This window comes from Thermophilibacter immobilis (assembly GCF_015277515.1).
Taxonomy (GTDB): Bacteria; Actinomycetota; Coriobacteriia; order Coriobacteriales; family Atopobiaceae; genus Thermophilibacter; species Thermophilibacter immobilis.
The window spans coordinates 768,495-789,802 of record NZ_CP063767.1 but is presented as its reverse complement, the minus strand read 5'-3'; the positions used below and the strand labels follow the sequence as shown (position 1 = coordinate 789,802).

Genomic DNA, 21,308 nt, shown 5'->3' with positions numbered 1-21,308 from the left:
GAGCTGGGGCAGCCGCGAGGGCCCCCTCAGAAGTCCAGGCGCACGGGGATGCCCTGGCTCGCCAGGTACTCCTTGACCTGGCGAATCGTGAAGGTGCCAAAGTGAAAGACGCTCGCGGCCAGCACGGCGTCGGCCTCCCCCTCGCAGATGCCCTCGGCGAAGTGCTCGAGCGTGCCCACGCCGCCCGACGCGATCACGGGAATTGGCACGGCGCGCGCCACCGCGCGGGTGAGCGCGAGGTCGAAGCCGTCCTTGGTGCCGTCGCGGTCCATGCTCGTGAGCAGGATCTCGCCGGCGCCGCGCCGCGCGGCCTTCTGGGCCCAAGCCACGGCGTCCGCGCCCGTGGCCTCTCTTCCCCCTGCGAGATAGACCTCCCAGCGGTCCTGCCGGCCCACGCGCTTGGCGTCGATCGCGCAGACCACGGCCTGCGATCCGAAGGCCGCCGAGGCGCGCGCGAGGATCGAGGGGTCGCGCACGGCCGCCGAGTTGAGGCAGACCTTGTCGGCGCCGGCCGCGATCATCCGGCGGCAGGAAACCACGTCGCGGAAGCCTCCCCCGACCGCGTAGGGGATCCGCAGCTCCTCGGCCGCGTGCGAGGCCAGCCCGATCGTGGTGGCCCGCTCGTCGGAGGTGGCGGTGATGTCGAGAAACACCACCTCGTCGGCTCCCTCGGCATCGTAGCGGCGCGCGAGCTCGACCGGGTCGCCCGCGTCGACGAGGCCCACGAAGTTCACCCCCTTGACCACGCGCCCGTTCTTGACGTCGAGGCAGGGTATGACGCGCTTGGTCAGCATGACGGCTCCTCTCGTGAGCTCCGCGCGGCCGCGAGGGCGTCCCCCAGCGAGAGGGACCCCTCGTAGAGGGCCCGCCCGCAGATGACGCCCTCGATCACGCCCGGGCCGGCCGCGGCGAGGGCGCGGACGTCGCCCGCGTCCGTGACGCCGCCCGAGGCCACCACGGGAAAGCCCGCGACCTCGGCCACGTGGCGGTAGGCGTCGACGTCGACGCCGCAGCGCATGCCGTCGCGGGCGACGTCGGTGAAGACGAGGTGGCGGTAGCCCAGCCCGGCGAGGCGCGCCACGAGCTCGTCGGCGGCGAGGGACGCGTCCTCGCGCCATCCGTTGACCCACACCCGGCCGCCACGGGCGGCCACGTCGGCGACCACGAGGTCGCCGAAGCTGCGGGCCGCCTCAGCCGCGAAGGTCTCGCCGCGCACGAGCGCCGTTCCGATGGCCACGCGCCGCACGCCCAGGTCTGCCAGGCGCTCCACGGCGGCGAGGTCGCGCACCCCGCCTCCTGCGTCCACGGAGAGGCCGCGCACCGCGCAGACGTTGCGGATCGCGGCGGCGTTGGCCGCGCGCGCGGGCCCGTCCTCCTCGAGCGCGGCGGAGAGGTCCACCACGTGCACCCAGGTGGCGCCGCGCCGCGCGAAGTCGGCCGCCACGGCGGCCGGGTCGTCGGAGTAGACGTCCATCCTCGAGCGGTCGCCGCGCGCGAGGCGCACCACGCGGCCGCCCACGAGGTCTATGGCCGGGAAGACGATCATGGCCGCACCTCCCGCTCGCGCACGATGCCCGCGAAGTTGGAGAGGATCTTGAGACCCGCCGCCGAGGACTTCTCGGGGTGGAACTGGACGCCGTAGACGTTGTCTTCCCACACGGCCGAGGCAAAGCTCCGCGCGTAGTGGGTGCGCGCGGTCACGACGGCCGCACCCACGTCTCCCGCGAGCGCGAAGGAGTGGGTGAAGTAGACGTTGGCGCCCTCGGGCACGCCTTCGAAGAGCGGGCAGGCGCGCCCGTGCTCGGTGAGGTGAATCTGGTCCCAGCCCACGTGAGGGACCTTGAGGCGACCCGCGTCCAGGCGCGTGACGCTGCCCGGGAGGAGCCCCAGGCCACGGACCCACTCGGTGCCGGGGGAGCACTCGCTCCCCCGCTCGAAGATGAGGTGCAGCCCCAGGCAGATGCCCAGGAAGGGGACGCCCGCCCGCATGACGTCGAGAAGGGCCTCGTCCTGCCCCGAGGCGCGCACGTAGCCCATGGCGTCCTCGAAGCTGCCCACCCCCGGTAGGACCACGCCCGCGGCGGCGCGAATCCGTGCCGTGTCGTCCGTGACCTCGGCGGTGGCGCCGGCCTCGGCGAGGCCTCGGGCGACCGACAGGAGGTTGCCCTTGTGGTAGTCGACGACGACGATGCGACCGCCGTCCGCCATCACAGGCTCCCCTTGGTCGAGGGGACGTCGTCGACGCGCGGGTCGCTCTCGACGGCGACGCGCAGCGCACGGGCCGCGGCCTTGAAGGTGGCCTCGAGGATGTGATGTGCGTTCTTGCCGCAGACGAGCCGCAGGTGCAAGGTGATGCCAGCGTCACGTGCGAGCCCCACAAAGAACTCGTGGCCGAGCTCGGTGTCAAAGGTGCCGACCTTGGCGGGGCCTATCGGCACGTCCCAGAAGAGCTCCCCCCTTCCGGAGACGTCCACCGCCGCCAGGACGAGCGCCTCGTCGAGGGGGACCGCGGCGCTGCCAAAGCGGCGGATGCCGCGCTTGTCGCCCAGGGCCTGGGCGAGCGCCTGACCGCAGGCGATGCCCACGTCCTCCACGGTGTGGTGGTCGTCCACCCAGGTGTCGCCCTTCGCGCGCACCGTCAGGTCCACGAGCGAGTGGCGCGCCAGGGCGCTCAGCATGTGGTCGAAGAAGCCGACCCCGGTCGCCACGTCGGCGGTGCCCGTCCCGTCGAGATCAACCTGGACCCCGATGTCGGTCTCCGCGGTCGCGCGGACCACCTGTGCCGTCCTTGTCATGATTCCCCCCTCGTCAGTTCCGCGAGCGCGCCGAGAAGGGCGTCGTCCTCCTCGCGCGCGCCCACGGTCAGTCTCAGACAGTCGTTAAGCCCCGGCGCGTAGCTGAAGTCGCGCACCAGGATCGAGCGCTCGTCGCGCAGACGGCGGCGGATGACGCCCGCGCGGGCCATGCGCACGAGCACGAAGTTTCCCGCGCTCGGCCAGACCTTCACGCCCACCATGCGCGCGAGGCCCGCGGCCAGGCGCGCGCGCTCGGCCACGATGTCGGCGACCAGGCCACGAATCTGGTCGCGGCAGGCGAGGGAGGCCGCGGCCACGGCCTGGGCGAGGACGTCGACCGAGTAGATCTGGCGGATGGACGTGAGCACGTCGACCACGGCCGGGTCGGCCACGAGATAGCCGCAGCGCAGCCCGGCGAGCGCAAACGCCTTGGAGAGCGTGCGCAGAACCATGAGGCGGGGGTCGCCCGCGACCCAGGAGGCGAGGCTCGAGCCCTCGGGCGCAAACTCCACGTAGGCCTCGTCCACGAGCACGAGAGCGCCCGTCTCGTCGAGCAGGCGCCGCACGAGCGCGGGGTCAAAGAGGTCGCCCGTGGGGTTGTTGGGCGAGGTCACGATCACGAGGTCGGCCGCGCGCGCGGCGTCCACGAGCGAGTCCGCGTCCACCGAGAAGTCCTCGGCGTCACGCCAGACGTCCACGCAGGCCGTCTCGGTGATCGCGGCGAAGTTCTCGTACTCGGCGAAGTCCGGCGGGCAGTGGACGAGCGTGCGCCCCGGCCCGCCAAAGGCCAGAAGCAGGTTGTAGAGGATCTCGTCGCCGCCGTTGCCCACGATGAGCGAGGAGCGGCCCACGCCGTGCCAGGCCGCGAGGGCGTCCCTCAGGTCGTTGGCCAGGGGGTCCGGGTAGCGGTTGAGCGGCGTGGCGAGAAGCGCCTCGCGCACGGCGTCGCGCACGGGGGCGGGCACCTCGTGGGTGTTCTCGTTAGCCGAGAGGTTCACGCGGCAGGCCGAGAAGGCCGGGTCGTAGGGCGCCAGGCCCCTGAGCGCGGGGCGCACGCGGCCGCCGACGTCGGAGCGAGGGGCCATCAGGCCCTCCCCTCGCAGCCGGGCAGAGAGGCCTTCCCCGGCGCGTCGAGGTCGTGGGGCCAGGCCACGCGGTAAGCGTCCACGCAGGCGGCCGCGGGGTCGTCGTAGGAGTCCAGGCCCTGCTCGGCAAGCCTGCGGCGCAGCCCGACCGAGAGGGCGTGGGCCCACAGGCCCTCGGACTGGGCGAGCACCTGGACCGCGGGGGCGTCGGCGAGCAGGGCCTCGGGCGTGTAGCTGATCACGCTCGAGCGCTTCTGGAAGTCGGAGACGCCAAGGGGGCTCGAGAAGCGAGCCGTGCCGCCCGTGGGCAGCGTGTGGTTGGGGCCGGCCACGTAGTCGCCCAGGGGCTCGGAGCTCCAGGCGCCCACGAAGATGGCGCCGGCGTTTCTGACCTTGCCGAGGAGCGAGAAGGCGTCTGCGCAGTGGAGCTCGAGGTGCTCGGGGGCGATCTCGTTGACGGCCTCGACGGCGCGGGCGAGGTCGGGCGCGACCACGACGGCGCCGCAGTCCTCCAGGGAGGCGCGGGTGATCCTCTCGCGCGGGCTCTGGGAGACGAGCCAGCTCACGGCCTCCTCCACCAGGTCGCGCAGGTCGGGTGCGCAGGTCACGAGGAAGCAGTGGGCGAGCGGGTCGTGCTCGGCCTGGGCCATGAGGTCGGCGGCCACGACCACGGGGTCGGCCGTGGCGTCGGCGAGCACGCAGACCTCGGAGGGGCCGGCCACCATGTCGATGCCCACGTCGCCCGAGACGCGGCGCTTGGCGGCCGCCACGAAGGCGTTGCCGGGCCCCACGATCTTGTCGACGGGCGCGATCGACTCGGTGCCGTACGCGGCGGCGGCGATGGCCTGCGCGCCCCCCACGGCGTAGACCTCGTCGACGCCCGCGAGGGCCGCGGCGGCGAGCGTGTAGGCCGAGAGGGACCCGTCGGCCTGGGGCGGGGTGAGCATGACCACGCGCCCCACGCCCGCGACCTTGGCGGGCACCGTGTCCATGAGGACCGTCGAGGGGTACTGGGCCCGCCCGCCGGGCACGTAGACGGCCACCGAGGCCACCGGCGTGACCTGCATGCCGAGGATCGTGCCATCCGGTCGTGTGGTGAACCAGGACTGCGTGCGCTCCCGCTCGTGGAAGTCCAGGATCTGGTCGTAGGCGCGGTCGAGCGCGGACAGGAACTCGGGGTCCACCAGGTCCGCCGCGCCGGCGACAAGCTCGTCGGGCACGCGGAAGCTCTTGGGGCAGACACCGTCGAAGCGCAGGCAGAGCTCGCGCACGGCGGCGTCTCCCCGCGCGCGGACGTCGTCCACGATCTTCTCGGCGGCCTGGACGGCCTCGGCGGGCAGGGGCCCCGAGCGATTGAGGTCGGCCGCCGTGAGGCGACGGCCCCCCTCGAGCACGATCTCTCTCATGGTCTCACGCCTTTCTCCCTGACCTCGGCGAGACGCTCCGCGAGGTCGCGAATCCTCCTGTCGCAGCGATATGCCGCGGGCCCGGCGAAGAAGCGCGCCGTGCACTCCATGACGTCGTCCACGACCACGAGGTCGTTCTCGGCGAGCGTCGTGCCCGTGGCCGTGATGTCCACGATGCGGTCGGTCATGCCCACGATGGGGCCGAGCTCGATGTTGCCGTGGAGGTGCACGATGTCGACCTGCTGGCCGATGCCGTCATAGTAGCGCTGGGTGATGCGGGGGTACTTGGTGGCCACGCGCACGGTCCCCCGCCAGCGGTAGGCGTCCTCGGCGGCGCCCGCGCGGCCCGCAGGCTCTGCGACCACGAAGCGACAGCCGCCGTAGCCCAGGTCAACGAGCTGCAGGAGGTCAAGGCCGGCCTCTATGAGCGAGTCGCTCCCGCAGATGCCGCAGTCCGCGCCGCCGTGGCCCACGAAGGCCGGGGCGTCCTGGGCGCGCACGATGACGTACTCGACGTCGCCCGACGCCACGATCAGCTTGCGCCCGGGATGGGCGAGCTCCGCGGCGGGCAGGCCGGTGGCCGCCAGGACCCGCAGGGTGTCCTCGAACAGGGACCCCTTGGGGACCGCGATGCGCAGGGGCCGCTCGGCCAGGCGCACGCCCGGGGTGACCACGCCGGACTCTCCCGGCTCGCCGAGGACCTCCTGGAGCCGCTCGAGCGACAGGGCGAAGCCGCAGGCCGCCAGGCCGGGGCGGCCGAAGTTGCGCAGGACCACGTCGTAGCGGCCGCCCGAGGCGAGGCTCGCGGCGATGCCCTCCGCGTAGCCCTTGAAGATGATGCCCGTGTAGTAGTCGAACGAGTTGATGATCGAGAAGTCAAAGGACACGCGCCCGGCCTCGAAGAGGCCCGCGAGCTTTCCCACGAGGGCGGAGAGCTCGGCGGTGCCGCGGCCGTCCTCGGGGACGCCGGCCGCGGCGAGGAGCTCGTCCACTCGTCCGATGACGTCGACGCCGCCGGCCATGCGGCAGACCTCGGTGAGGGCCCGCGCCACGGCGGGCGCAAGGTCGGGCGTGGCGGCGGCGAGCTCGTCGAGGCCCACGAGGTCCGAGTCGTGCACGAGCGCGAGCGCGGCGTCCAGGAACTCGGACGTGGGGGCGCAGCAGTCGAGCAGCGCGGTCAGCGGCGTGACGGAGCCAAAGACGATCTTCCAGCCCGGCACCGCCAGGGTCTCCAGGACCTCGGCGAGCAGGAGCACGACCTCGACCTCCGAGGCGGTGCCGTCCGTGCCCACGAGCTCGACGCCGAGCTGCGTGAACTGACGGGGCTGGCCGCGCAGCGAGGGCTCCTCCCGCACGACCGGGGCGCTGTAGCGAAAGCGCGCGGGCAGTTCGTTCTCGCCGACGCGGCCGGCCACGAGGCGCGCGACGGGGAGCGTGAGGTCGGGGCGCAGGACGAGCAGACTGTCATCGGCGTCGAAAAGCTGGAACGGAGAGTCCCTGAGGGAGCTCCCGCGCTCCAGCGCCGCGCGGTCCTCGAGCAGCGGCGTCTCCACGGGCAGGTAGCCATGGGACGAGAAGCACGAGCGAACGGCGTCCGAGATGCGCTCGCGCGCGAGCGCCTCCTCGGGAAGGATGTCACGAAAGCCACGGGGCGTCTCTCCACTCACGTCTGGTCCTCTCCGGCCCGAGGGCCGAGCCGTCCTTCTCATGCGAGGTACTTTATCACAGTAAAGTTTATCACAGTAAAGTGCCCGGGGGCGGACAGGGGGCGCGCGTAAAGGAATCGTAACGAAGCGCGGCGGGAAGCGAGGCCGCACAGGTCAGGACTTCTCGACTGACAAAAACCCTCGACCCCTCTACCTGCGAGAATGCGGGACGCAGTTTGTCTGGGGGCGTTCCCGCGACTTTTGCGGCCGCACAAAGGCCGGCAGCGACGAGCGGGGGGCCGTCGACGCGCGGCAGGTGCCCAAAAGAAGCCGAACCGGCGGATGCCCGCGCGGCAGAGCCGTCCGACGCCTCTGGGCGACCGCTCGCCGAAGTCCTCATAAAATCAGAGTTCGAATCATAGGGCTCAAGCTGCCCCGTAAGGGGGTGGTCAGGGCGCGGTAAGAGGGACGTCGGGACCCACCTGCTATGCTCGGCCCCCAACCGACCCCAAGAAGGGAGCACGACATGGCACTGTACTGGCCGCAGGCACGCATGGCGCTCGAGTACGCCGAGTTCGAGAGGAGGGAGCAGGACTACCCCGCCCAGACGCTCGTCATCACGATGCGCGAGGACCAGGCTGACGACCCCGCGTTCGCCGAGGCGATGCGCTGCCTCGTGACGATGCGGGCCCTCTCCGAGACGAATCGCTCTTCCGAGCGCGCGGAGGGGCCAGAGGCAGGCGCGGGTGATAAAGGCTACTACGACCGCGCGGCCGAGGCCGAGTCTCTCTTCGAGAAGCTCTTCTGCGAGCGACAGGAGGACTCACCTCTCGAGGAGGGCATGCTCGAGGACGCTCTTCTGGAGCGGCTCGACTCCTGTGGGCGCATGAGAGCGGAGGGGACGTCGGAAGCGCCACTCGTCGTCAACAGCTTCGGGGAGGTGGTCATCTACCCATAGGGGCGGCAGCAGGAGAAGTGGCGACGGGAGGGGCGGCAATGGGATAGGGCACGCTCGCGAATCCGGGGCCGTGGCACATTTGACCCCCGTGCCAGGTGCCCCACCCCTGGATTCGTGAGCGAAACCGGTCGATACGTGCCATAGCCCCGGATTCGTGAGCACCGTGGGACGCGCCCCGCTCACTTCGGGCATCAGGCGACGCACATGCCGACGCACATGCCCCAAACCACGTGCTAGCGACGGGCAAGCCGGCGTCCCAGGCTGCGAATGAGAGACGCCTCGGGCATCTTGAGCAGCAGGGCTCCCCCGTAGGTCACGACCGCCGCCGGGACCCCCGCCAGACCGCAGTAGAGAATCGAGCGGACGGTGAGGCCCGTGCAGTCGCCCGCGAACGTGTTGAGCGCAAAGAGCGCCGCCGCGCCCACGAGCGCCCCCGCAACGCCCAGCGCCGCGATCTTGGCGACTGAGACGAGCATGGGGCCAAGCCCGAGGCTGCCCAGGTGCGCGCGGAGGCTCACGAACATGACCACGTCGAGGGTCAGGAAGAACAACGTCGACGAGAAGGCCACGAAGTTAAGACCGAAGGTCGTGGTGAGCGTCAGCAGGGCCGCCACCTGCACCACGGCGGCGATGGCGTTGGCCCAGGCGCACAGGGCCATCCGACGCATCGATGAGGCGACCTTCTGCAGGTACATGTAGACGGCGTAGAACGGCAGCGAAAGCGCGTAGACGGCGAGGTAGGACGCCGTCATGGTGAGGGCCTCGGGAGTGAACTTGCCCGCCGCCAGAACCGAGATCAGAGGCGTCGAGAAGACCGCGAGGTACAGCATGAACGGGATCATGAAGAAGAGGATCTGGCTCACGCCCGAGGAGACCCCGCGCCTGAACGCCGGGAGGTCCTCGCGCGCCCAGCTGTCCGAGAGCTCGGTGAACATGGCCGTGGTGATGGGCACCGTGAGGATCGAGTACGGCAGCGTGTACCACAGGCGCGCGTAGTAGGTAATCGAGGCTCCGGTGGCCACGACCGACAAAGACGCCGTGGACTGGACCGACTGGGTCACGAAGGAGGCGACCACGACCGCGAGCGAGGGGATGCCGATCTTGAGGGTCTCCTTGAGCAGAGGGTCGCGCAGGTCGATGTGGAGGCGCAGGCGGATCCCGTGCCGACGCATGGGCCCGATCTGCAGGAGGACCTGGATGGCCACGCCAAGCGGGTTGCCCAGAGCGAGGATGACCAGGGCGAGCTCGGGGCTCGAGGGCGCCAGAAAGGCATAGGCGAAGAAGGAGGCCGTGGTCACGAAGTTGTTGAAGATCGGGGCCGCCTGTCCCCAGAAGTAGTCGCGCTCGGCGTTGAGCACGCCCGAGAAGATCGAGGAGAGGGCGTAGAGCACGACCTCAATCACGAAGAAGCGAAAGAAGTAGACCGTGAGGTCGAAGTCGAAGTCGGAGGTGGCCGTGAACGACTGCGTGTAGACCACCTGGGCCGCGAACACGAAGCCCAGGACCGTCACCGCGCCCATGAACACGAGCACGATCGAGACGAGGTTGGAGGTGTAGGCGCTCGCCCCCTTGGTGCCCGCGCGCTTCCTGACGGACATGTAGACCGGCAGGAAGGCCGTGGTGAGCATGCCGGCCGCGACGAGCTCGTAAAGCTGGTTGGGCAGGTTGTTGGCAATGGAGTAGCAGCTCGCCATGACCGTGACGCCAATGGCGTATGCCTGGCCCCAGGTCCTGAAGAAGCCCGTGAGACGGCTCACGACCACCAGGACGCTCATGAGCGCCGCGCTGCGACCCACCTGCGCCTGGCGCAGGTCGGGGGTGTCCTCGTGAGGCTCGCTCTTCTCGCGCTCGGCCAGGGCGGCGTCGCCGGCAGAACCGGCCTTGCCGCGCATGTGCTTGGGCTGGTAGCTCACCTCGTGGTCTTCCTCTCACTCACAACACAGAGATTGTAATTTTGTCACCGAGGAGACAGAAGGCGCGTGCGCGAGCGCATTCCCCGCCTTTCCTTCACAGGCGGGCGCGCCGCCAGCCCGGATACCGCAACCTTCTCAGCGCCCGTCGCGCACGAGGTCGGAGAAGGAGGCACCGCAGAAGGCAGCGAGGTCGGCGGGGTCGAGCGCGAGCGAGAGCCCCCGTCGGCCCCCCGAGACGTGAATCAAGTCGAAGAGCTGGGCCGTCTCGTCTATGAGCGTGGGAAAGCGCTTCCTCATGCCCACCGGCGAGCAGCCCCCACGCACGTAGCCCGTCGTGGGCTCGAGGTCGCGCACGTGCATGAGCGAGAGGGACTTCTCGCCCGCCGCCACAGCCGCCTTCTTGAGGTCGAGCTCGTCGGCCACCGGGATGCAGCAGACCACGTGGCCCGCTTCCGGCGCCACGCAGACGAGCGTCTTGAACGAGGACGCGGGGTCCTCGCCGAGCGCCTGGGCCACGCGCAGGCCGAGCTCGCTCGAGTCGTCGCCCTCGTCGGCCTCGTAGGTCTCGAACGAGAAGTCCACCCCGGCGGCCTCGAGCTCGCGCATGGCGTTGGTCTTCTGCAGCTTCTCTCGGCGCGCCATCGGACTAGCTCGCCTGCCGCGCCCGGTCGCGCTCGAGGATCTGCGCCAGGAACTGGCCCGTGTAGCTCTGCGGCACCTGGGCGACCTTCTCGGGCGTCCCGTAGGCCACCACCGTGCCGCCGCCGTCGCCGCCCTCCGGGCCCATGTCCAAGATGCGGTCGGCCATCTTGATGACGTCGAGGTTGTGCTCGATCACCAGGACCGTGTTGCCCGCGTCCACGAGCTTCTCGAGAACGTCCACGAGCTGGCGGACGTCCTCGAAGTGCAGGCCCGTCGTGGGCTCGTCCAGGATGTAGAAGGTCTTGCCCGTCTGCTGGCGGTGCAGCTCCTTGGCGAGCTTCACGCGCTGGGCCTCGCCGCCGGACAGCGTGGTGGCCGGCTGGCCCAGGTGGATGTAGCCCAGGCCCACGTCGTAGAGGGTCTGCAGCTTGTTCTTGATGCGCGGGATGTTGGTGAAGAAGGCCAGCGCCTCGCGCACCGTCATGTCGAGCACATCCGAGATGGACTTGCCGTGGTAGAGCACCTCGAGCGTCTCTCGGTTGTAGCGCTTGCCGTGGCAGACCTCGCACGGGACGTAGACGTCCGGCAGGAAGTTCATCTCGATCTTAATCTGGCCGTCGCCCTTGCACGCCTCGCAGCGCCCGCCGGCCACGTTGAAGGAGAAGCGCCCCGGCGAGTAGCCGCGCGCACGGCTCTCGGGAAGTGAGGCGAACAGGGCCCGCAGGTCGTCCCACAGGCCGATGTAGGTGGCCGGGTTGGAGCGCGGCGTGCGGCCGATCGGGGACTGGTCGATGTCTATGACCTTGTCGATGAGGTCAACGCCCTCCAGCTTCTTGTACGGGCCCACGAGGCGCTTGGAGCGGTGCACCGCGTTGGTGAGCGCCGGGGCCAGTGTGTCCGTGACGAGCGAGCTCTTGCCCGATCCCGAGACGCCCGTGACCACCGTGAGGGTCCCCAGCTCGACCTTGGCCGTCACGCCCTTGAGGTTGTTGGCCGTGGCGCCCGTGACCTTGACGCACCCGCGCCGGGGGCGACGCCTTTTGGCGGGCAGCGCAATCTGGCGGCGGCCCGTGAGGTAGGCACCCGTGAGAGAGTCCGGGTCGGCGGCGATCTGGGCGGGCGTGCCCGCGGCGACCACCTTGCCGCCGAGCTCGCCGGCGCCCGGGCCCATGTCGATCACGTAGTCGGCCGCGCGGATGGTGTCCTCGTCGTGCTCGACCACGATGACGGTGTTGCCCTGGTCGCGCAGGTGCTTGAGGGTGTCTATCAGGCGGTTGTTGTCGCGCTGGTGCAGGCCGATCGAGGGCTCGTCCAGGATGTAGAGCACGCCCATGAGCCCGGCGCCGATCTGGGTGGCCAGGCGGATGCGCTGGGCCTCGCCGCCGGACAGCGTGGCCGCGGCGCGCGAGAGGGTGAGATAGTCCAGGCCCACGTTGACCATGAATCGCAGCCGGGCCACGATCTCCTTGACCACGGGGCCGGCGATGAAGCGCTGGCGGTCGGTGAGCTCGAGGGCCTCGAAGAACGCCAGGCAGTCGCGGCACGAGAGCTCGCAGACCTCCCAGATGTTCTTCTTGGCCACCGTGACGGCCAGGATCTCGGGCTTGAGGCGCGCCCCGTGGCAGGTCGAGCACGGGACCTCGCGGATGTACTTCTCCAGGTGGGTGCGCATGGTCTCCGACGTGGTCTCCTGGTACTTGTCGAAGAGGATCTTGCGCACGCCCGAGAACGTGGTGAGCCAGTGGGTGTTGCGCCCGTCGCGCGTGACGTAGTCCACGCGGATCTTGGTGGCGCCCAGGCCGTCGAGCAGGGTGGTCTGGGCCCTCTTGGGCAGGTCCTTCCACGGCGTCTGGTCGGAGACTCCCAGGTGGGCGCAGACGGCCGAGAGGATCTGCGGGTAGTAGTTGGAGTGGCCGAAGAGGCTCCCGAAGACGCCGTCGGCCACGGAGAGCGTCGGGTCCTCGATGAGGGCCTCGGCGTCCACGACCTTGCGAAAGCCCAGGCCGTCGCAGTCCGGGCAGGCACCGTAGGGGGCGTTGAACGAGAAGTCGCGCGGCTGGAGGTCGTCGATCGAGTGGCCGTGGACGGGGCAGGCCAACGCGAGCGAGTACTGGAGCAGCTCGCCGGGCATCCGCTCGGGGTCGTCGCGGTCGGGCAGGAGCCAGAAGCCCACCTTGCCCTGGGCGAGCTTGGTGGCCTGCTCGACGCCCTCGACGATGCGGCCGAGGGAGTTCTCGCGGATCACGATGCGGTCCACGACGACCTCGACCGTGTGCTTGAGCTTCTTCTCGAGCTTGATGTCCTCGTCGAGGTCGCGCACCTCGCCGTCCACGCGGACGCGCGAGAAGCCCTCGTGCCTGAGGTCCTCGAAGAGCTTGGCGTACTCGCCCTTGCGCCCCAGGACCACGGGGGCGAGCACGAGGGCGCGCCGGCCCTGGCCCGCGGCGAGGACCTTGTCGGCCACCTGGTCGGTGGTCTGGCGCTCGATGACGCGCCCGCACTCGGGACAGTGAGGCACGCCGACGCGGGCGTAAAGCAGGCGCAGGTAGTCGTAGATCTCCGTCACGGTGCCCACCGTGGAGCGGGGGTTTCTCGACGTGGTCTTCTGGTCGATCGAGACCGCCGGCGAGAGGCCGTCGATGGAGTCCAGGTCCGGCTTATCCATCTGGCCCAGGAACTGGCGCGCGTAGCTCGAGAGGCTCTCCACGTAGCGACGCTGCCCCTCCGCGTAGATGGTGTCGAACGCGAGGCTCGACTTGCCCGAGCCCGAGAGCCCCGTGATCACGACGAGCTTGTCGCGCGGGATGTCGACGTCTATGTCCTGCAGGTTGTGCTCGCGCGCGCCGCGGATGGCGATTGCGTTTTGAGCCATGTGCTCCTCCGTCTGACCTGAACGATTTTCACCACTCTCTAGTGTAGCCAAGCGGTAGCGATTGGTAGGCGAACGGCGGGCGGTTCACGGAAGGTGCAAACACGTGTACGGGTTTGTTGCGGGGCGGCAAGAGGAGGCTTCTCGGCGCGTCCCCGGCGGTCCCGGCACTTCTCGGTGGTCCCCGACACCTCTGACGCTTCTCGACGCCCCCAGCGCTCATGAATCCCGGGCCGTGGCACGTTGGGCCCCTCCTCCGGCTGCCACGGCCCTCGACTCCTGCGCGTGCAGCGAGAAATCGTGCCCCGGCGCCGCGTTCGTGAGCGAGTCGTGCGTGCGACGCGCGGCACCAGCCGGGACGCGGCCCTAGAGACCCCGAGTCTGCCAGGGCTGGAGTCGCGCCGCGGACGCAACGTTCATGCGCGCCTGCGCCGCCCCGGCGGCCACGTTCGGATCGCGCGCCTCGCAAGCGAGGCGCGCGATCGGACCCACGGCGTCTGCGGACAGACCCCCCAGGTAGTCCACGTCCACCCGCTCGATGGAACCCGAGAGGTAGCCGTATACGTTGACCTGAGCGATCAGGGCGTCGGGACCCACGAGCGCAAAGGCGAGCCAGAGGCCGAGCACCCCCACGAGCGCCGCGCGGAACAGGCGCGTCCGCGGCCGGAGCGCCTTGGCGACCGCGAGCGCGAGCAGAAACGCGATGGCCACCATGCCCCAGATCGTGAGCAGGCGCAGACGGGTGAGACCGTACTCCCCCACGTAGAGGCCCATGCGCCACGCGGCCGAGACGAGCATGACCGCCGTCGACCCCACGAGCGCGAGCTCGAGGGTGCAGATCACCCGTGAGCGCGTCGCATCCGCGCGCAACCAGATGCAGATGAGCACCACGGCGAGGTTTAGCGCGGCCACGCCCACGAGCTCGAAGAAGCCCGAGCGGGCGTACGCCGCGTAGCCTCCGACGAGCCCGAGCGCTCCCGGGCCCCCGAAGAGATACGAGGACTGCACGACAACAAAAGCCAGGTAGACCGCATCGAGAAGGACTAGCATCGTTCCCACGGACGCCACGGACGCCCGAGGTCCCCGCCACGTCGCGCCAGCCTCCGCCGGACGCGGTTGCGCGTGCAGGACCCCGAAGAGCAGCGAGAAGCACATCGGCAGGACGATGGCGAAGCGGCAGACGTCCATGACGCGCCCCGTCGCGTCGGCACCCAGAAGGACGTCGAGCGCGTCACCGACGAGGGCCCCGAAGGCGGCGTCAGCCGAGGCCAGAAGAGGCAGCGCCCAGGCGAGCACGACCAGGGCGCACAGGGCCCCCACGACGACGCTGCCGATCGCGCGCCAGCCTCCCCTTCCCCGCGCGGACACGACTTTTGCAAGGTCTCCCCAATGCGCGAACTGCGCGCGCACGAACGCGGCGACCCCACGCACGGGGCCGGACGCGCCGAGCACCTCACCCTCGGGATGTCCGCTCAGCAGCAGGTAGGTGAGCATGCAGGAGAGCGCGAGCACGGGGGCGTTGAGCGCGCGCACCCACTCGTCCGCCGTAAGCGCCGGCACGCAGGCGAGCCCGAGCGTCAGGGCGACGAGTGCGCGAGACCAGCGCGTCCAGCGCGCCCGCCGCGCCGCGAGCGCGAGGGCGCACCCCAGAAACCCCAGGACGCCTGCGCAGAGGGCGGCCCCGCCCGCAAGGCCGAACAGCGCCGAGAGGGCAAACGGCGAGACGGCCGCGCACCAGAACAGGGCCAGGAGGACGGAGCAGGCCAGGACCGCGACGTCCTGCCTCGTAGGTGCGGTCGCGCTTCGCGTTGGCAGCGGAGCGGGGGTCTTCTCCGTCGCTCCGCCCGCTCTCTTTTGGGCCGAAAAATCGGCAGGGTCGTACCAGGGGGGCGCCGGGCGTCCCCCGTTCGAGATCGAATGTGACATGTGCCTACTCCCCTTCTGACAGCTCGTCTTCGTCGGGCGCGTAGCGCAGGAGGTCGGCCGGCTGGCAGTCGAGCTCCCGGCAGATGGCGGCAAGGGTGGAGAAGCGCACGGCCCGTGCCTTGCCGGTCTTGAGGATGGACAGGTTGGCCACCGTGACCCCCACGCGCTCCGAGAGCTCGGTGAGCGTCATGCGCCTCTCGGCGAGGACGGCGTCAAGGCTGACGACGATCGCGCCCATTCCTACACCACCAGGTCGTTGTCGGACTTGAGGTCGGCCGCGCTGTCGGTGAGCAGGGACAGCGCGGCGGCAACCGTCGCGAGGGCCACACAGAACACGAGGGCGACGGAGAGCGACGCCACGACGGAGAAGCTCGCCTTGACGGCCCCGAGCGCAACGAGCGCGAGGCCCACGACCCACACCACGGCCGACGCGGCCGCGGCAACGCCCATGACGCGCAAGCGCCGGGCGTTCGCGACCACGAACGTCTCTCCCCGTCCAATCGCCGAGAAGAGCGCCCACGCCGCCGCGGCCACCACCATCAGAGGCGCCACGCCGCAGGCGAACAGGACGACGGAGCCCTGCGGCAGCTCGCCGGCCGCCTCCGCAGCGGGCATCACGCCCGCGGTCACCACGAGGCAGCCGGCGACCGAGCAGACGTCTAAGAGCTTGAGCATCCAGGACAGCGCACGATGAGACATGGGGGCTCCTTGGGTCGGGTGACCTTAGGATACCGCTCTTTTATCGTTTTTCAATATGTATCGTATTGTTTTTCGATATGTCCATAGCTGACCGACTTCCCTAGCCGTTCGGCGTAGCCCCCCTCGAGGGTACGTACACCCCTCCCTCACGGTACGTACGAACTTTCTAGATTGATGCGTTTATCAGCAAGCGCTCTACCTGCGGATTCTTCTTGCGCTACAACTTTAAAAATTGCAACTTCGTACGTACCCTGAGGGAAAGCGCACGTACCCTCTTTTGCTGCGAGGGCCTCAGCTCGCGGTCATGCGCTCATCATGAGCGTGCCCAGGCCGCTCCAGCAAGCGAGCGGTACCAGGTCCTGCGGCAGCGCATTTCGCCCGATGGTAGTCGTGCAGCGTCGTGGCATCGTCGGAGACGAGCATGTAGACGCCCGGCCTCCCCACGAAGGCGCGCGCCTCGGGCTCGAAGCTCGCGAAGCCCACGATCTTATCGTCCAGGCAGGCCACGAAGGTGCGCTCGAACCCGCGTCGGAGCTGAAAGGCGCGCATCTTCTCCGACGTGACGTTCTCGCGGCTCCACGCGTCGGGGACGAGCCCCTCGTACGTCTCGAACCAGGTCTGCACGTGCACGTCGACCTTCTCGTCGAGGTCCTCCGCGCGCATCGTGCGAATATCGAGCTGAGCCATGGTGGCCCTCCTCTCGTCGAAGGGGTCCTGTGGGGCCTCGGACAAGTATGCCCGACTCCTCCCTGTGTGCTCGGGTAGAATTGGGCCGTCACACACTCACGCCACCAGGCGTCAACGAGAGGACGGTCATGGACGAGCAAGAGCAGGAGAAGCTGCGCCAGGAGGTCGACGAGGCGCTGCACGGGCCCAAGCAGCCGAGCGCGCCGGTGAAGGAGCCTCAGAACTCCAAGTCGAACGTGCATCACGTCATAGGCGTCGTGTCGGGCAAGGGCGGCGTGGGCAAGTCTCTCGTCTGCGGCCTCCTCGCCGTCGAGCTCGCCCGTCGCGGGGCCAAGGTGGGCATCCTCGACGCCGACATCACCGGCCCCTCCATACCCAAGATGTTCGGCCTGTCCGGCGAGCACGCGCGCGCCATGGGCGAGCTGCTGCTGCCCAACCTGACCGCCGGCGGCCTCAAGATCATGAGCGCCAACCTCGTGCTCGAGCACGAGAGCGACCCGGTGCTCTGGCGCGGGCCCGTCGTGGCCGGCGCGATCAAGCAGTTCTGGGGCGACTGCGCCTGGGGCGAGCTCGACTACCTGCTCATTGACATGCCCCCGGGAACCGGCGACGTGGCGCTCACCGTCTTCCAGTCGCTGCCCGTGGAGGGCGTCGTCATCGTGAGCTCCCCGCAGGACCTCGTGCAGATGGTCGTGGGCAAGGCCGTGAACATGGCGAACATGATGAAGATGCCGGTCGTGGGCCTCGTCGAGAACATGGCCTACGTCACCTGCCCGGACTGCGGCGCGAGGATCGAGCCCTACGGTCCGAGCCGCCTGGCCCAGACCGCCGAGGCCTTCGAGGTGGAGGCCCTGGGCCAGCTACCCATCGACCCCGCTCTGTCCGCCGCCTGCGACGCGGGCACCCTCGAGCGCGATCTGCCCCGCGACCTTCTCCCGGACGCCGTGGACGCGGTCGTGCGCGTAGCCGAGTTCTACGACGCCCTCGGCACGGACCTCGCGTAGCGCGTGGGCGCACGGGCGAGAGGAACGTCGCGCTCGCGGCTGCGCGAGCAAGCGCTCGACACGGCTCTGGCCGTGGCCGTGGACGCCCGCTATGACGTTGCCGTGCTGGGCGCCGGGGCGGCCGGCCTCGCTGCCGCGATCGCGGCCGCCGAGGCCGGCGCCTCGGTCGTGGCGCTCGAGCGCGACTTGGAGTGCGGCCGCACGATCCTGGCCACCGGCAACGGGCGCTGCAACTTCTCCAACGCGGAGCTCTCGCCGGAGCGCTACAACGACCCCGCGTTCGTAAAGGCCGTCTGCGGCGAGCACTTTGGCGAGGACGTGCTCGCGTTCTTCAGGGGCTGCGGGCTGGCCTGGGCACAGGAGGACGAGCGGCTCTACCCCCTCTCGCGGCAGGCCACCTCCGTGCGCGACGTGCTTGTCGGCCGCGCGCGGCATGCGGGGGCCACGCTCGCCTGCGCGCGCGAGGTCACGGGGCTGGAGAAGGGCGACGATGGGAGCGCCTGGCGCGTGAGCTGGCGCGACGCCTCCGCTGGATTTGCGACGGGTACGCTCGATGCCCGCGCGGTCGTGCTCGCCTGCGGCGGCGGCCCCTCGCTCGCAGACGAGCTCGGCCTGGAGCGGGCGCCTTACGAGCCCGTGCTCTGCTCGCTTGCGTGTGACGCGATCGGGAACGCCAATCTGGCCGCCCTCGACGGCCGGCGCGCCCACGTGGTCGCCCGGCTCCTGCGCGACGGTCGCGTTCTGGCCCGCGAGAGGGGCGAGGTCCTCTTTCGCGCCTACGGGATCTCGGGCATCGTGACCTTCGACCTCTCGCGCGCGGCTCGTCCCGGCGACGTCGTCTCGCTCGACCTCACCTGCGGACTGGACGCCACCCGAGCACGCGAGCTCGTGGAGCGGGCCGGAGGCACGTCCGGCCTGCTCGACCCCAGAATCGCTGCCGCCCTGGGAGCCGCACCGTCCGAGCAGCTCGAGCGAGCCCGCGACCTGCGTTTTGTTGTACGCGGCCCGGCCGGACCCGAGCGCGCCCAGCTCACGCGCGGCGGGCTTCTCGTCAGCCAGTTTGATGCGACCACGCTCGAGGGCCACAAGGCACCGGGGCTCTTCGCCTGCGGCGAGTCCCTGAACGTCGACGGAGCCTGCGGCGGGTTCAACCTGGCCTGGGCCTGGAAGAGCGGCCTGGTCGCCGGCAGCGGGGCGGCCGCACGCGCCCAAGGAAAGGAAGGCCCATGCTCGAGGTGACCGGAGTCCGCGTTGCCCTCTCCGAGCTCGACGGAACCGACAAGCACGAGCGGTCAGCGTGCAAGCGCGCCCTGGCCAAGCGCCTGCGCGTGGGAGCAGACGAGCTTGCGGGCGTGGAGAGACGCCGGCGCTCGATCGACGCCCGCAAGCGCGGCAGCGTCCACCTCACCTTCACGCTACGCGCGGGGCTCGTGGGCGGTAAGGCGCACGAGCGAGACCTCCTGGGCAGACTCGCGCGCGCAAAGGCCGACCGCGGCGTCAGCCTGGTGGACGAGGACGAGAAGGCCTTCGACTTTCCCGCCCCCGTGGCCCGCGCGGTTGCGACGCGGCCCGTCGTGGTGGGGGCCGGGTGCGCCGGACTCTTCTGCGCCCTCTCGCTCGCCCGCGCGGGTCTGGCGCCCCTGCTCGTGGAGCGCGGCGACGACGCGGCCCGACGCGCGGAGGTCGTGGGGCAGCACAACCGAACCGGCGCGCTCGACGTGGAGAGCAACATCCAGTTCGGCGTGGGCGGCGCGGGGACCTTCTCGGACGGCAAGCTCCAGACCGGCACCAGGAGCCCCGCCCACCGGCTCATCCTGGAGACCTTCGTGGACGCGGGCGCCCCGTGCGAGATCCTCTGGGACGCCAAGCCCCACATAGGCTCCGACGTGCTGCCGCGCGTGGTGGACGACCTCGTGCGTCAGATCGAGGCGGCGGGCGGAGAGGTGCGCTGCCGCTGCCGCATGGTCGACCTGGACGTCTCGGGGGGTCGCCTGCGCGCGGTGACGCTCGCGCAGGAGGACGCGGGCGGGTGCGTGCGCGAGGAGCGCGTGGAGACTGACTGCGCGGTCCTGGCCTGCGGCCACTCCGCGCGCGACGTCTTCGAGCTCCTGCGCGACCGCAGGGTGGCCCTGGAGCGCAAGACCTTTGCGATGGGCGTGCGCATCGAGCACTCCCAGGCCGCAATCGACCGCGCCCTGTGGGGCCCCGCAGCCGGGAGCCCCGTCCTGGGGGCGGCCCCCTACAAGCTCTCCTGTCACCTGGACTCGGGACGCAGCGCGTTCTCGTTTTGCATGTGCCCCGGCGGCTACGTAGTCAGTGCCGCCAGCGAGGTCGGCGGCGTCTGTACGAACGGCATGAGCCTCTTCGGGCGCGACGGCGCCAACGCCAACGCGGGCCTTCTGGCCAACGTGTTCCCCACCGACCTGCCGGGAGACGACCCGCTTGCGGGAATCGAGCTGCAGCGGCGCTGCGAGCGCGCGGCCTTTGCGGCCGGCGGCGGCGCCTACGTGGCCCCCGCCCAGCTCGTGGGCGACTTCCTGCAGGGCGTGGCCTCAAGCGCGGCAGGGCGCGTGGAGCCCACCTATCCCAGGGGCGTCTCGTGGGGCGCCGTCGACGGGTGCCTGCCGGACTACGTGAGCAATACCCTGCGCGCGGCGATTCCGCAGATGGCCCACCACCTGCGCGGCTTCGACGCGGCAGACGCCGTGCTCACCGGAGTGGAGACGCGCTCGAGCTCGCCGGCGCGCGTGACGCGCGGCGAGGACGGCCAGAGCGTCGCCACGGCCGGGCTGTGGCCCGTGGGCGAGGGCGCGGGCTACGCGGGCGGGATCATGAGCGCCGCCACCGACGGCATCCTATGTGCCGAGAAGATCGTAGAGAGCCTCGCGCGGTAGGAGGGCGGACGTTCTTCTCGGCTGTTGACTCCTGGCTTTGGGTCTTCTCGGCTTCCGACCCTCGGCGGTCCCGTCCCCCTCCTGCCATGCGGCCATTTTTTATGTATGAGCCGAGTCGTACATAAAAAATGGCACGCAGCCTTCTCTTCTCGGCGACCTGCGCATTTGCAATTGATTTTCCTATTTATGTAGAATCCAGACGTACATAAATAGCGGGCGATTGTTGGGGGCTCTCTCATCGCCTCGGCACCGCTACGCGGAATTGGGGAGACACCTTGATGCCCAAGAGGCAAAAGAACCCTCCCCACCACCCGCCAACAGGCAAAACGTTTGGCGCGGAATGCGGGTCACGACCTTCATATCAAGAACTTGCCCCCATCGTAGGAGATGGGGGGCGGGGACCCGCAATCGAGAACCAGAGGGCGGGGCACGAAGCGCGACGGTGGATGCGACCCGCTACTTGTTGCGCACGACCTCCAGCAGGCGAGCCAGCTCCTCCTCCTGGTTCATGCCCGTGAGAAAGGCCACCCCGTTGATAGTGGGCACGTCGTAGGTCGTCTCGGTCCTGACCACGGGGATGTAGGCGTCCGCATCCTTCAGGGCCTCGTCGAGACCGGCGATCTCAACGGCCACGATCTGGGCCTCGACGCCTTCTGCCGCCAGCAGCTTCTCCACCTTGGTCGCGACCATCCCGGACGTCGCGACCCCAGAGCCGCATGCCACCACAATCTTCGCTGCCATCGTTACCTCCTGTACGTTCATTGGTCGAACCCCTACTGTACCC

General features: G+C 70.0%; 19 protein-coding genes. 4 read left to right on the top strand and 15 right to left on the bottom strand.

Annotated features, from left to right (window positions below):
- Positions 1–26: 26 nt before the first annotated feature.
- Genes hisF through hisG form a run of 7 tightly spaced genes read right to left on the bottom strand, consistent with a single transcriptional unit; the run spans position 27 to position 6,953 of the window.
- Positions 27–794, bottom strand: coding sequence for an imidazole glycerol phosphate synthase subunit HisF (gene hisF / locus INP52_RS03485; protein WP_194372440.1), 768 nt, complete (start codon positions 792–794; stop codon positions 27–29).
- The gene (locus tag INP52_RS03480; protein WP_194372438.1) at positions 788–1,546 is read right to left on the bottom strand and encodes a 1-(5-phosphoribosyl)-5-[(5-phosphoribosylamino)methylideneamino]imidazole-4-carboxamide isomerase; all 759 of its coding nucleotides are present in this window, start codon (positions 1,544–1,546) and stop codon (positions 788–790) included. The genes hisF and INP52_RS03480 overlap by 7 nt, the downstream gene beginning before the upstream one ends.
- Positions 1,543–2,208, bottom strand: coding sequence for an imidazole glycerol phosphate synthase subunit HisH (hisH, locus tag INP52_RS03475; protein ID WP_194372436.1), 666 nt, complete (start codon positions 2,206–2,208; stop codon positions 1,543–1,545). Before hisH ends, INP52_RS03480 begins: the two co-directional genes overlap by 4 nt.
- Positions 2,208–2,795, bottom strand: coding sequence for an imidazoleglycerol-phosphate dehydratase HisB (gene hisB, locus INP52_RS03470; RefSeq protein WP_194372434.1), 588 nt, complete (start codon positions 2,793–2,795; stop codon positions 2,208–2,210). Before hisB ends, hisH begins: the two co-directional genes overlap by 1 nt.
- On the bottom strand, positions 2,792–3,880 hold the full coding sequence (hisC, locus tag INP52_RS03465) for a histidinol-phosphate transaminase (protein WP_194372433.1): 1,089 nt from the start codon (positions 3,878–3,880) through the stop codon (positions 2,792–2,794). Before hisC ends, hisB begins: the two co-directional genes overlap by 4 nt.
- The gene (gene hisD, locus INP52_RS03460) at positions 3,880–5,286 is read right to left on the bottom strand and encodes a histidinol dehydrogenase (RefSeq protein ID WP_194372431.1); all 1,407 of its coding nucleotides are present in this window, start codon (positions 5,284–5,286) and stop codon (positions 3,880–3,882) included. The genes hisC and hisD overlap by 1 nt, the downstream gene beginning before the upstream one ends.
- Positions 5,283–6,953 carry an ATP phosphoribosyltransferase gene (hisG, locus tag INP52_RS03455; RefSeq protein WP_194372429.1) on the bottom strand — a complete coding sequence of 557 codons (1,671 nt, stop codon included), beginning with the start codon at positions 6,951–6,953 and terminating at the stop codon, positions 5,283–5,285. Before hisG ends, hisD begins: the two co-directional genes overlap by 4 nt.
- A gap of 505 nt (positions 6,954–7,458) precedes the next feature.
- On the opposite strand from hisG, the gene INP52_RS03450 reads away from it, so the two are divergent.
- A complete protein-coding gene (locus INP52_RS03450) occupies positions 7,459–7,890 on the top strand; it encodes a hypothetical protein (RefSeq protein WP_194372421.1) in 432 nt (143 codons plus the stop codon).
- Between the two features lie 233 nt (positions 7,891–8,123).
- On the opposite strand, the gene murJ is transcribed toward INP52_RS03450, so the two are convergent.
- The 7 genes from murJ to INP52_RS03415 form a co-directional block, all read right to left on the bottom strand.
- Positions 8,124–9,803 carry a murein biosynthesis integral membrane protein MurJ gene (gene murJ, locus INP52_RS03445; RefSeq protein ID WP_228478404.1) on the bottom strand — a complete coding sequence of 560 codons (1,680 nt, stop codon included), beginning with the start codon at positions 9,801–9,803 and terminating at the stop codon, positions 8,124–8,126.
- Between the two features lie 135 nt (positions 9,804–9,938).
- Positions 9,939–10,445 (bottom strand): Cys-tRNA(Pro) deacylase, encoded by a 507-nt coding sequence (gene ybaK, locus INP52_RS03440; RefSeq protein ID WP_194372419.1) that lies wholly within the window; start codon positions 10,443–10,445, stop codon positions 9,939–9,941.
- Between the two features lie 4 nt (positions 10,446–10,449).
- The gene (gene uvrA, locus INP52_RS03435; RefSeq protein WP_194372417.1) at positions 10,450–13,317 is read right to left on the bottom strand and encodes an excinuclease ABC subunit UvrA; all 2,868 of its coding nucleotides are present in this window, start codon (positions 13,315–13,317) and stop codon (positions 10,450–10,452) included.
- 363 nt (positions 13,318–13,680) lie between these two features.
- Positions 13,681–15,240 carry a DUF4153 domain-containing protein gene (locus tag INP52_RS03430; protein ID WP_194372415.1) on the bottom strand — a complete coding sequence of 520 codons (1,560 nt, stop codon included), beginning with the start codon at positions 15,238–15,240 and terminating at the stop codon, positions 13,681–13,683.
- A gap of 4 nt (positions 15,241–15,244) precedes the next feature.
- Entirely contained in the window at positions 15,245–15,478 is a 234-nt protein-coding gene (locus tag INP52_RS03425; protein ID WP_194372413.1) for a helix-turn-helix domain-containing protein, read from the bottom strand.
- A 2-nt stretch (positions 15,479–15,480) separates the two neighbouring features.
- Positions 15,481–15,939, bottom strand: coding sequence for a DUF2975 domain-containing protein (locus tag INP52_RS03420; protein ID WP_194372411.1), 459 nt, complete (start codon positions 15,937–15,939; stop codon positions 15,481–15,483).
- A 291-nt stretch (positions 15,940–16,230) separates the two neighbouring features.
- Positions 16,231–16,626 (bottom strand): hypothetical protein, encoded by a 396-nt coding sequence (locus INP52_RS03415; RefSeq protein WP_194372409.1) that lies wholly within the window; start codon positions 16,624–16,626, stop codon positions 16,231–16,233.
- A 128-nt stretch (positions 16,627–16,754) separates the two neighbouring features.
- Between INP52_RS03415 and INP52_RS03410 the strand changes: the two genes are divergently transcribed.
- The 3 genes from INP52_RS03410 to INP52_RS03400 are packed head-to-tail and all read left to right on the top strand — an operon-like array spanning position 16,755 to position 20,524.
- Positions 16,755–17,630, top strand: coding sequence for an Mrp/NBP35 family ATP-binding protein (locus INP52_RS03410; protein ID WP_194372407.1), 876 nt, complete (start codon positions 16,755–16,757; stop codon positions 17,628–17,630).
- 3 nt (positions 17,631–17,633) lie between these two features.
- Positions 17,634–18,869, top strand: coding sequence for an NAD(P)/FAD-dependent oxidoreductase (locus INP52_RS03405; protein ID WP_194372406.1), 1,236 nt, complete (start codon positions 17,634–17,636; stop codon positions 18,867–18,869).
- Positions 18,857–20,524, top strand: coding sequence for an NAD(P)/FAD-dependent oxidoreductase (locus INP52_RS03400; protein ID WP_194372405.1), 1,668 nt, complete (start codon positions 18,857–18,859; stop codon positions 20,522–20,524). The genes INP52_RS03405 and INP52_RS03400 overlap by 13 nt, the downstream gene beginning before the upstream one ends.
- 456 nt (positions 20,525–20,980) lie before the next feature.
- On the opposite strand, the gene INP52_RS03395 is transcribed toward INP52_RS03400, so the two are convergent.
- Positions 20,981–21,265, bottom strand: a complete 285-nt coding sequence (locus tag INP52_RS03395; RefSeq protein WP_194372404.1) for a PTS sugar transporter subunit IIB — start codon at positions 21,263–21,265, stop codon at positions 20,981–20,983.
- Positions 21,266–21,308 lie beyond the last annotated feature (43 nt).

Coding starts and splice junctions, on each gene's coding strand:
- hisF (WP_194372440.1), bottom strand. CDS start 794: ATGCTGACCAAGCGCGTCATACCCTGCCTCGACGTCAAGAACGGGCGC.
- INP52_RS03480 (WP_194372438.1), bottom strand. CDS start 1,546: ATGATCGTCTTCCCGGCCATAGACCTCGTGGGCGGCCGCGTGGTGCGC.
- hisH (WP_194372436.1), bottom strand. CDS start 2,208: ATGGCGGACGGCGGTCGCATCGTCGTCGTCGACTACCACAAGGGCAAC.
- hisB (WP_194372434.1), bottom strand. CDS start 2,795: ATGACAAGGACGGCACAGGTGGTCCGCGCGACCGCGGAGACCGACATC.
- hisC (WP_194372433.1), bottom strand. CDS start 3,880: ATGGCCCCTCGCTCCGACGTCGGCGGCCGCGTGCGCCCCGCGCTCAGG.
- hisD (WP_194372431.1), bottom strand. CDS start 5,286: ATGAGAGAGATCGTGCTCGAGGGGGGCCGTCGCCTCACGGCGGCCGAC.
- INP52_RS03450 (WP_194372421.1), top strand. CDS start 7,459: ATGGCACTGTACTGGCCGCAGGCACGCATGGCGCTCGAGTACGCCGAG.
- ybaK (WP_194372419.1), bottom strand. CDS start 10,445: ATGGCGCGCCGAGAGAAGCTGCAGAAGACCAACGCCATGCGCGAGCTC.
- uvrA (WP_194372417.1), bottom strand. CDS start 13,317: ATGGCTCAAAACGCAATCGCCATCCGCGGCGCGCGCGAGCACAACCTG.
- INP52_RS03430 (WP_194372415.1), bottom strand. CDS start 15,240: ATGTCACATTCGATCTCGAACGGGGGACGCCCGGCGCCCCCCTGGTAC.
- INP52_RS03425 (WP_194372413.1), bottom strand. CDS start 15,478: ATGGGCGCGATCGTCGTCAGCCTTGACGCCGTCCTCGCCGAGAGGCGC.
- INP52_RS03420 (WP_194372411.1), bottom strand. CDS start 15,939: ATGTCTCATCGTGCGCTGTCCTGGATGCTCAAGCTCTTAGACGTCTGC.
- INP52_RS03415 (WP_194372409.1), bottom strand. CDS start 16,626: ATGGCTCAGCTCGATATTCGCACGATGCGCGCGGAGGACCTCGACGAG.
- INP52_RS03410 (WP_194372407.1), top strand. CDS start 16,755: ATGGACGAGCAAGAGCAGGAGAAGCTGCGCCAGGAGGTCGACGAGGCG.
- INP52_RS03400 (WP_194372405.1), top strand. CDS start 18,857: ATGCTCGAGGTGACCGGAGTCCGCGTTGCCCTCTCCGAGCTCGACGGA.
- INP52_RS03395 (WP_194372404.1), bottom strand. CDS start 21,265: ATGGCAGCGAAGATTGTGGTGGCATGCGGCTCTGGGGTCGCGACGTCC.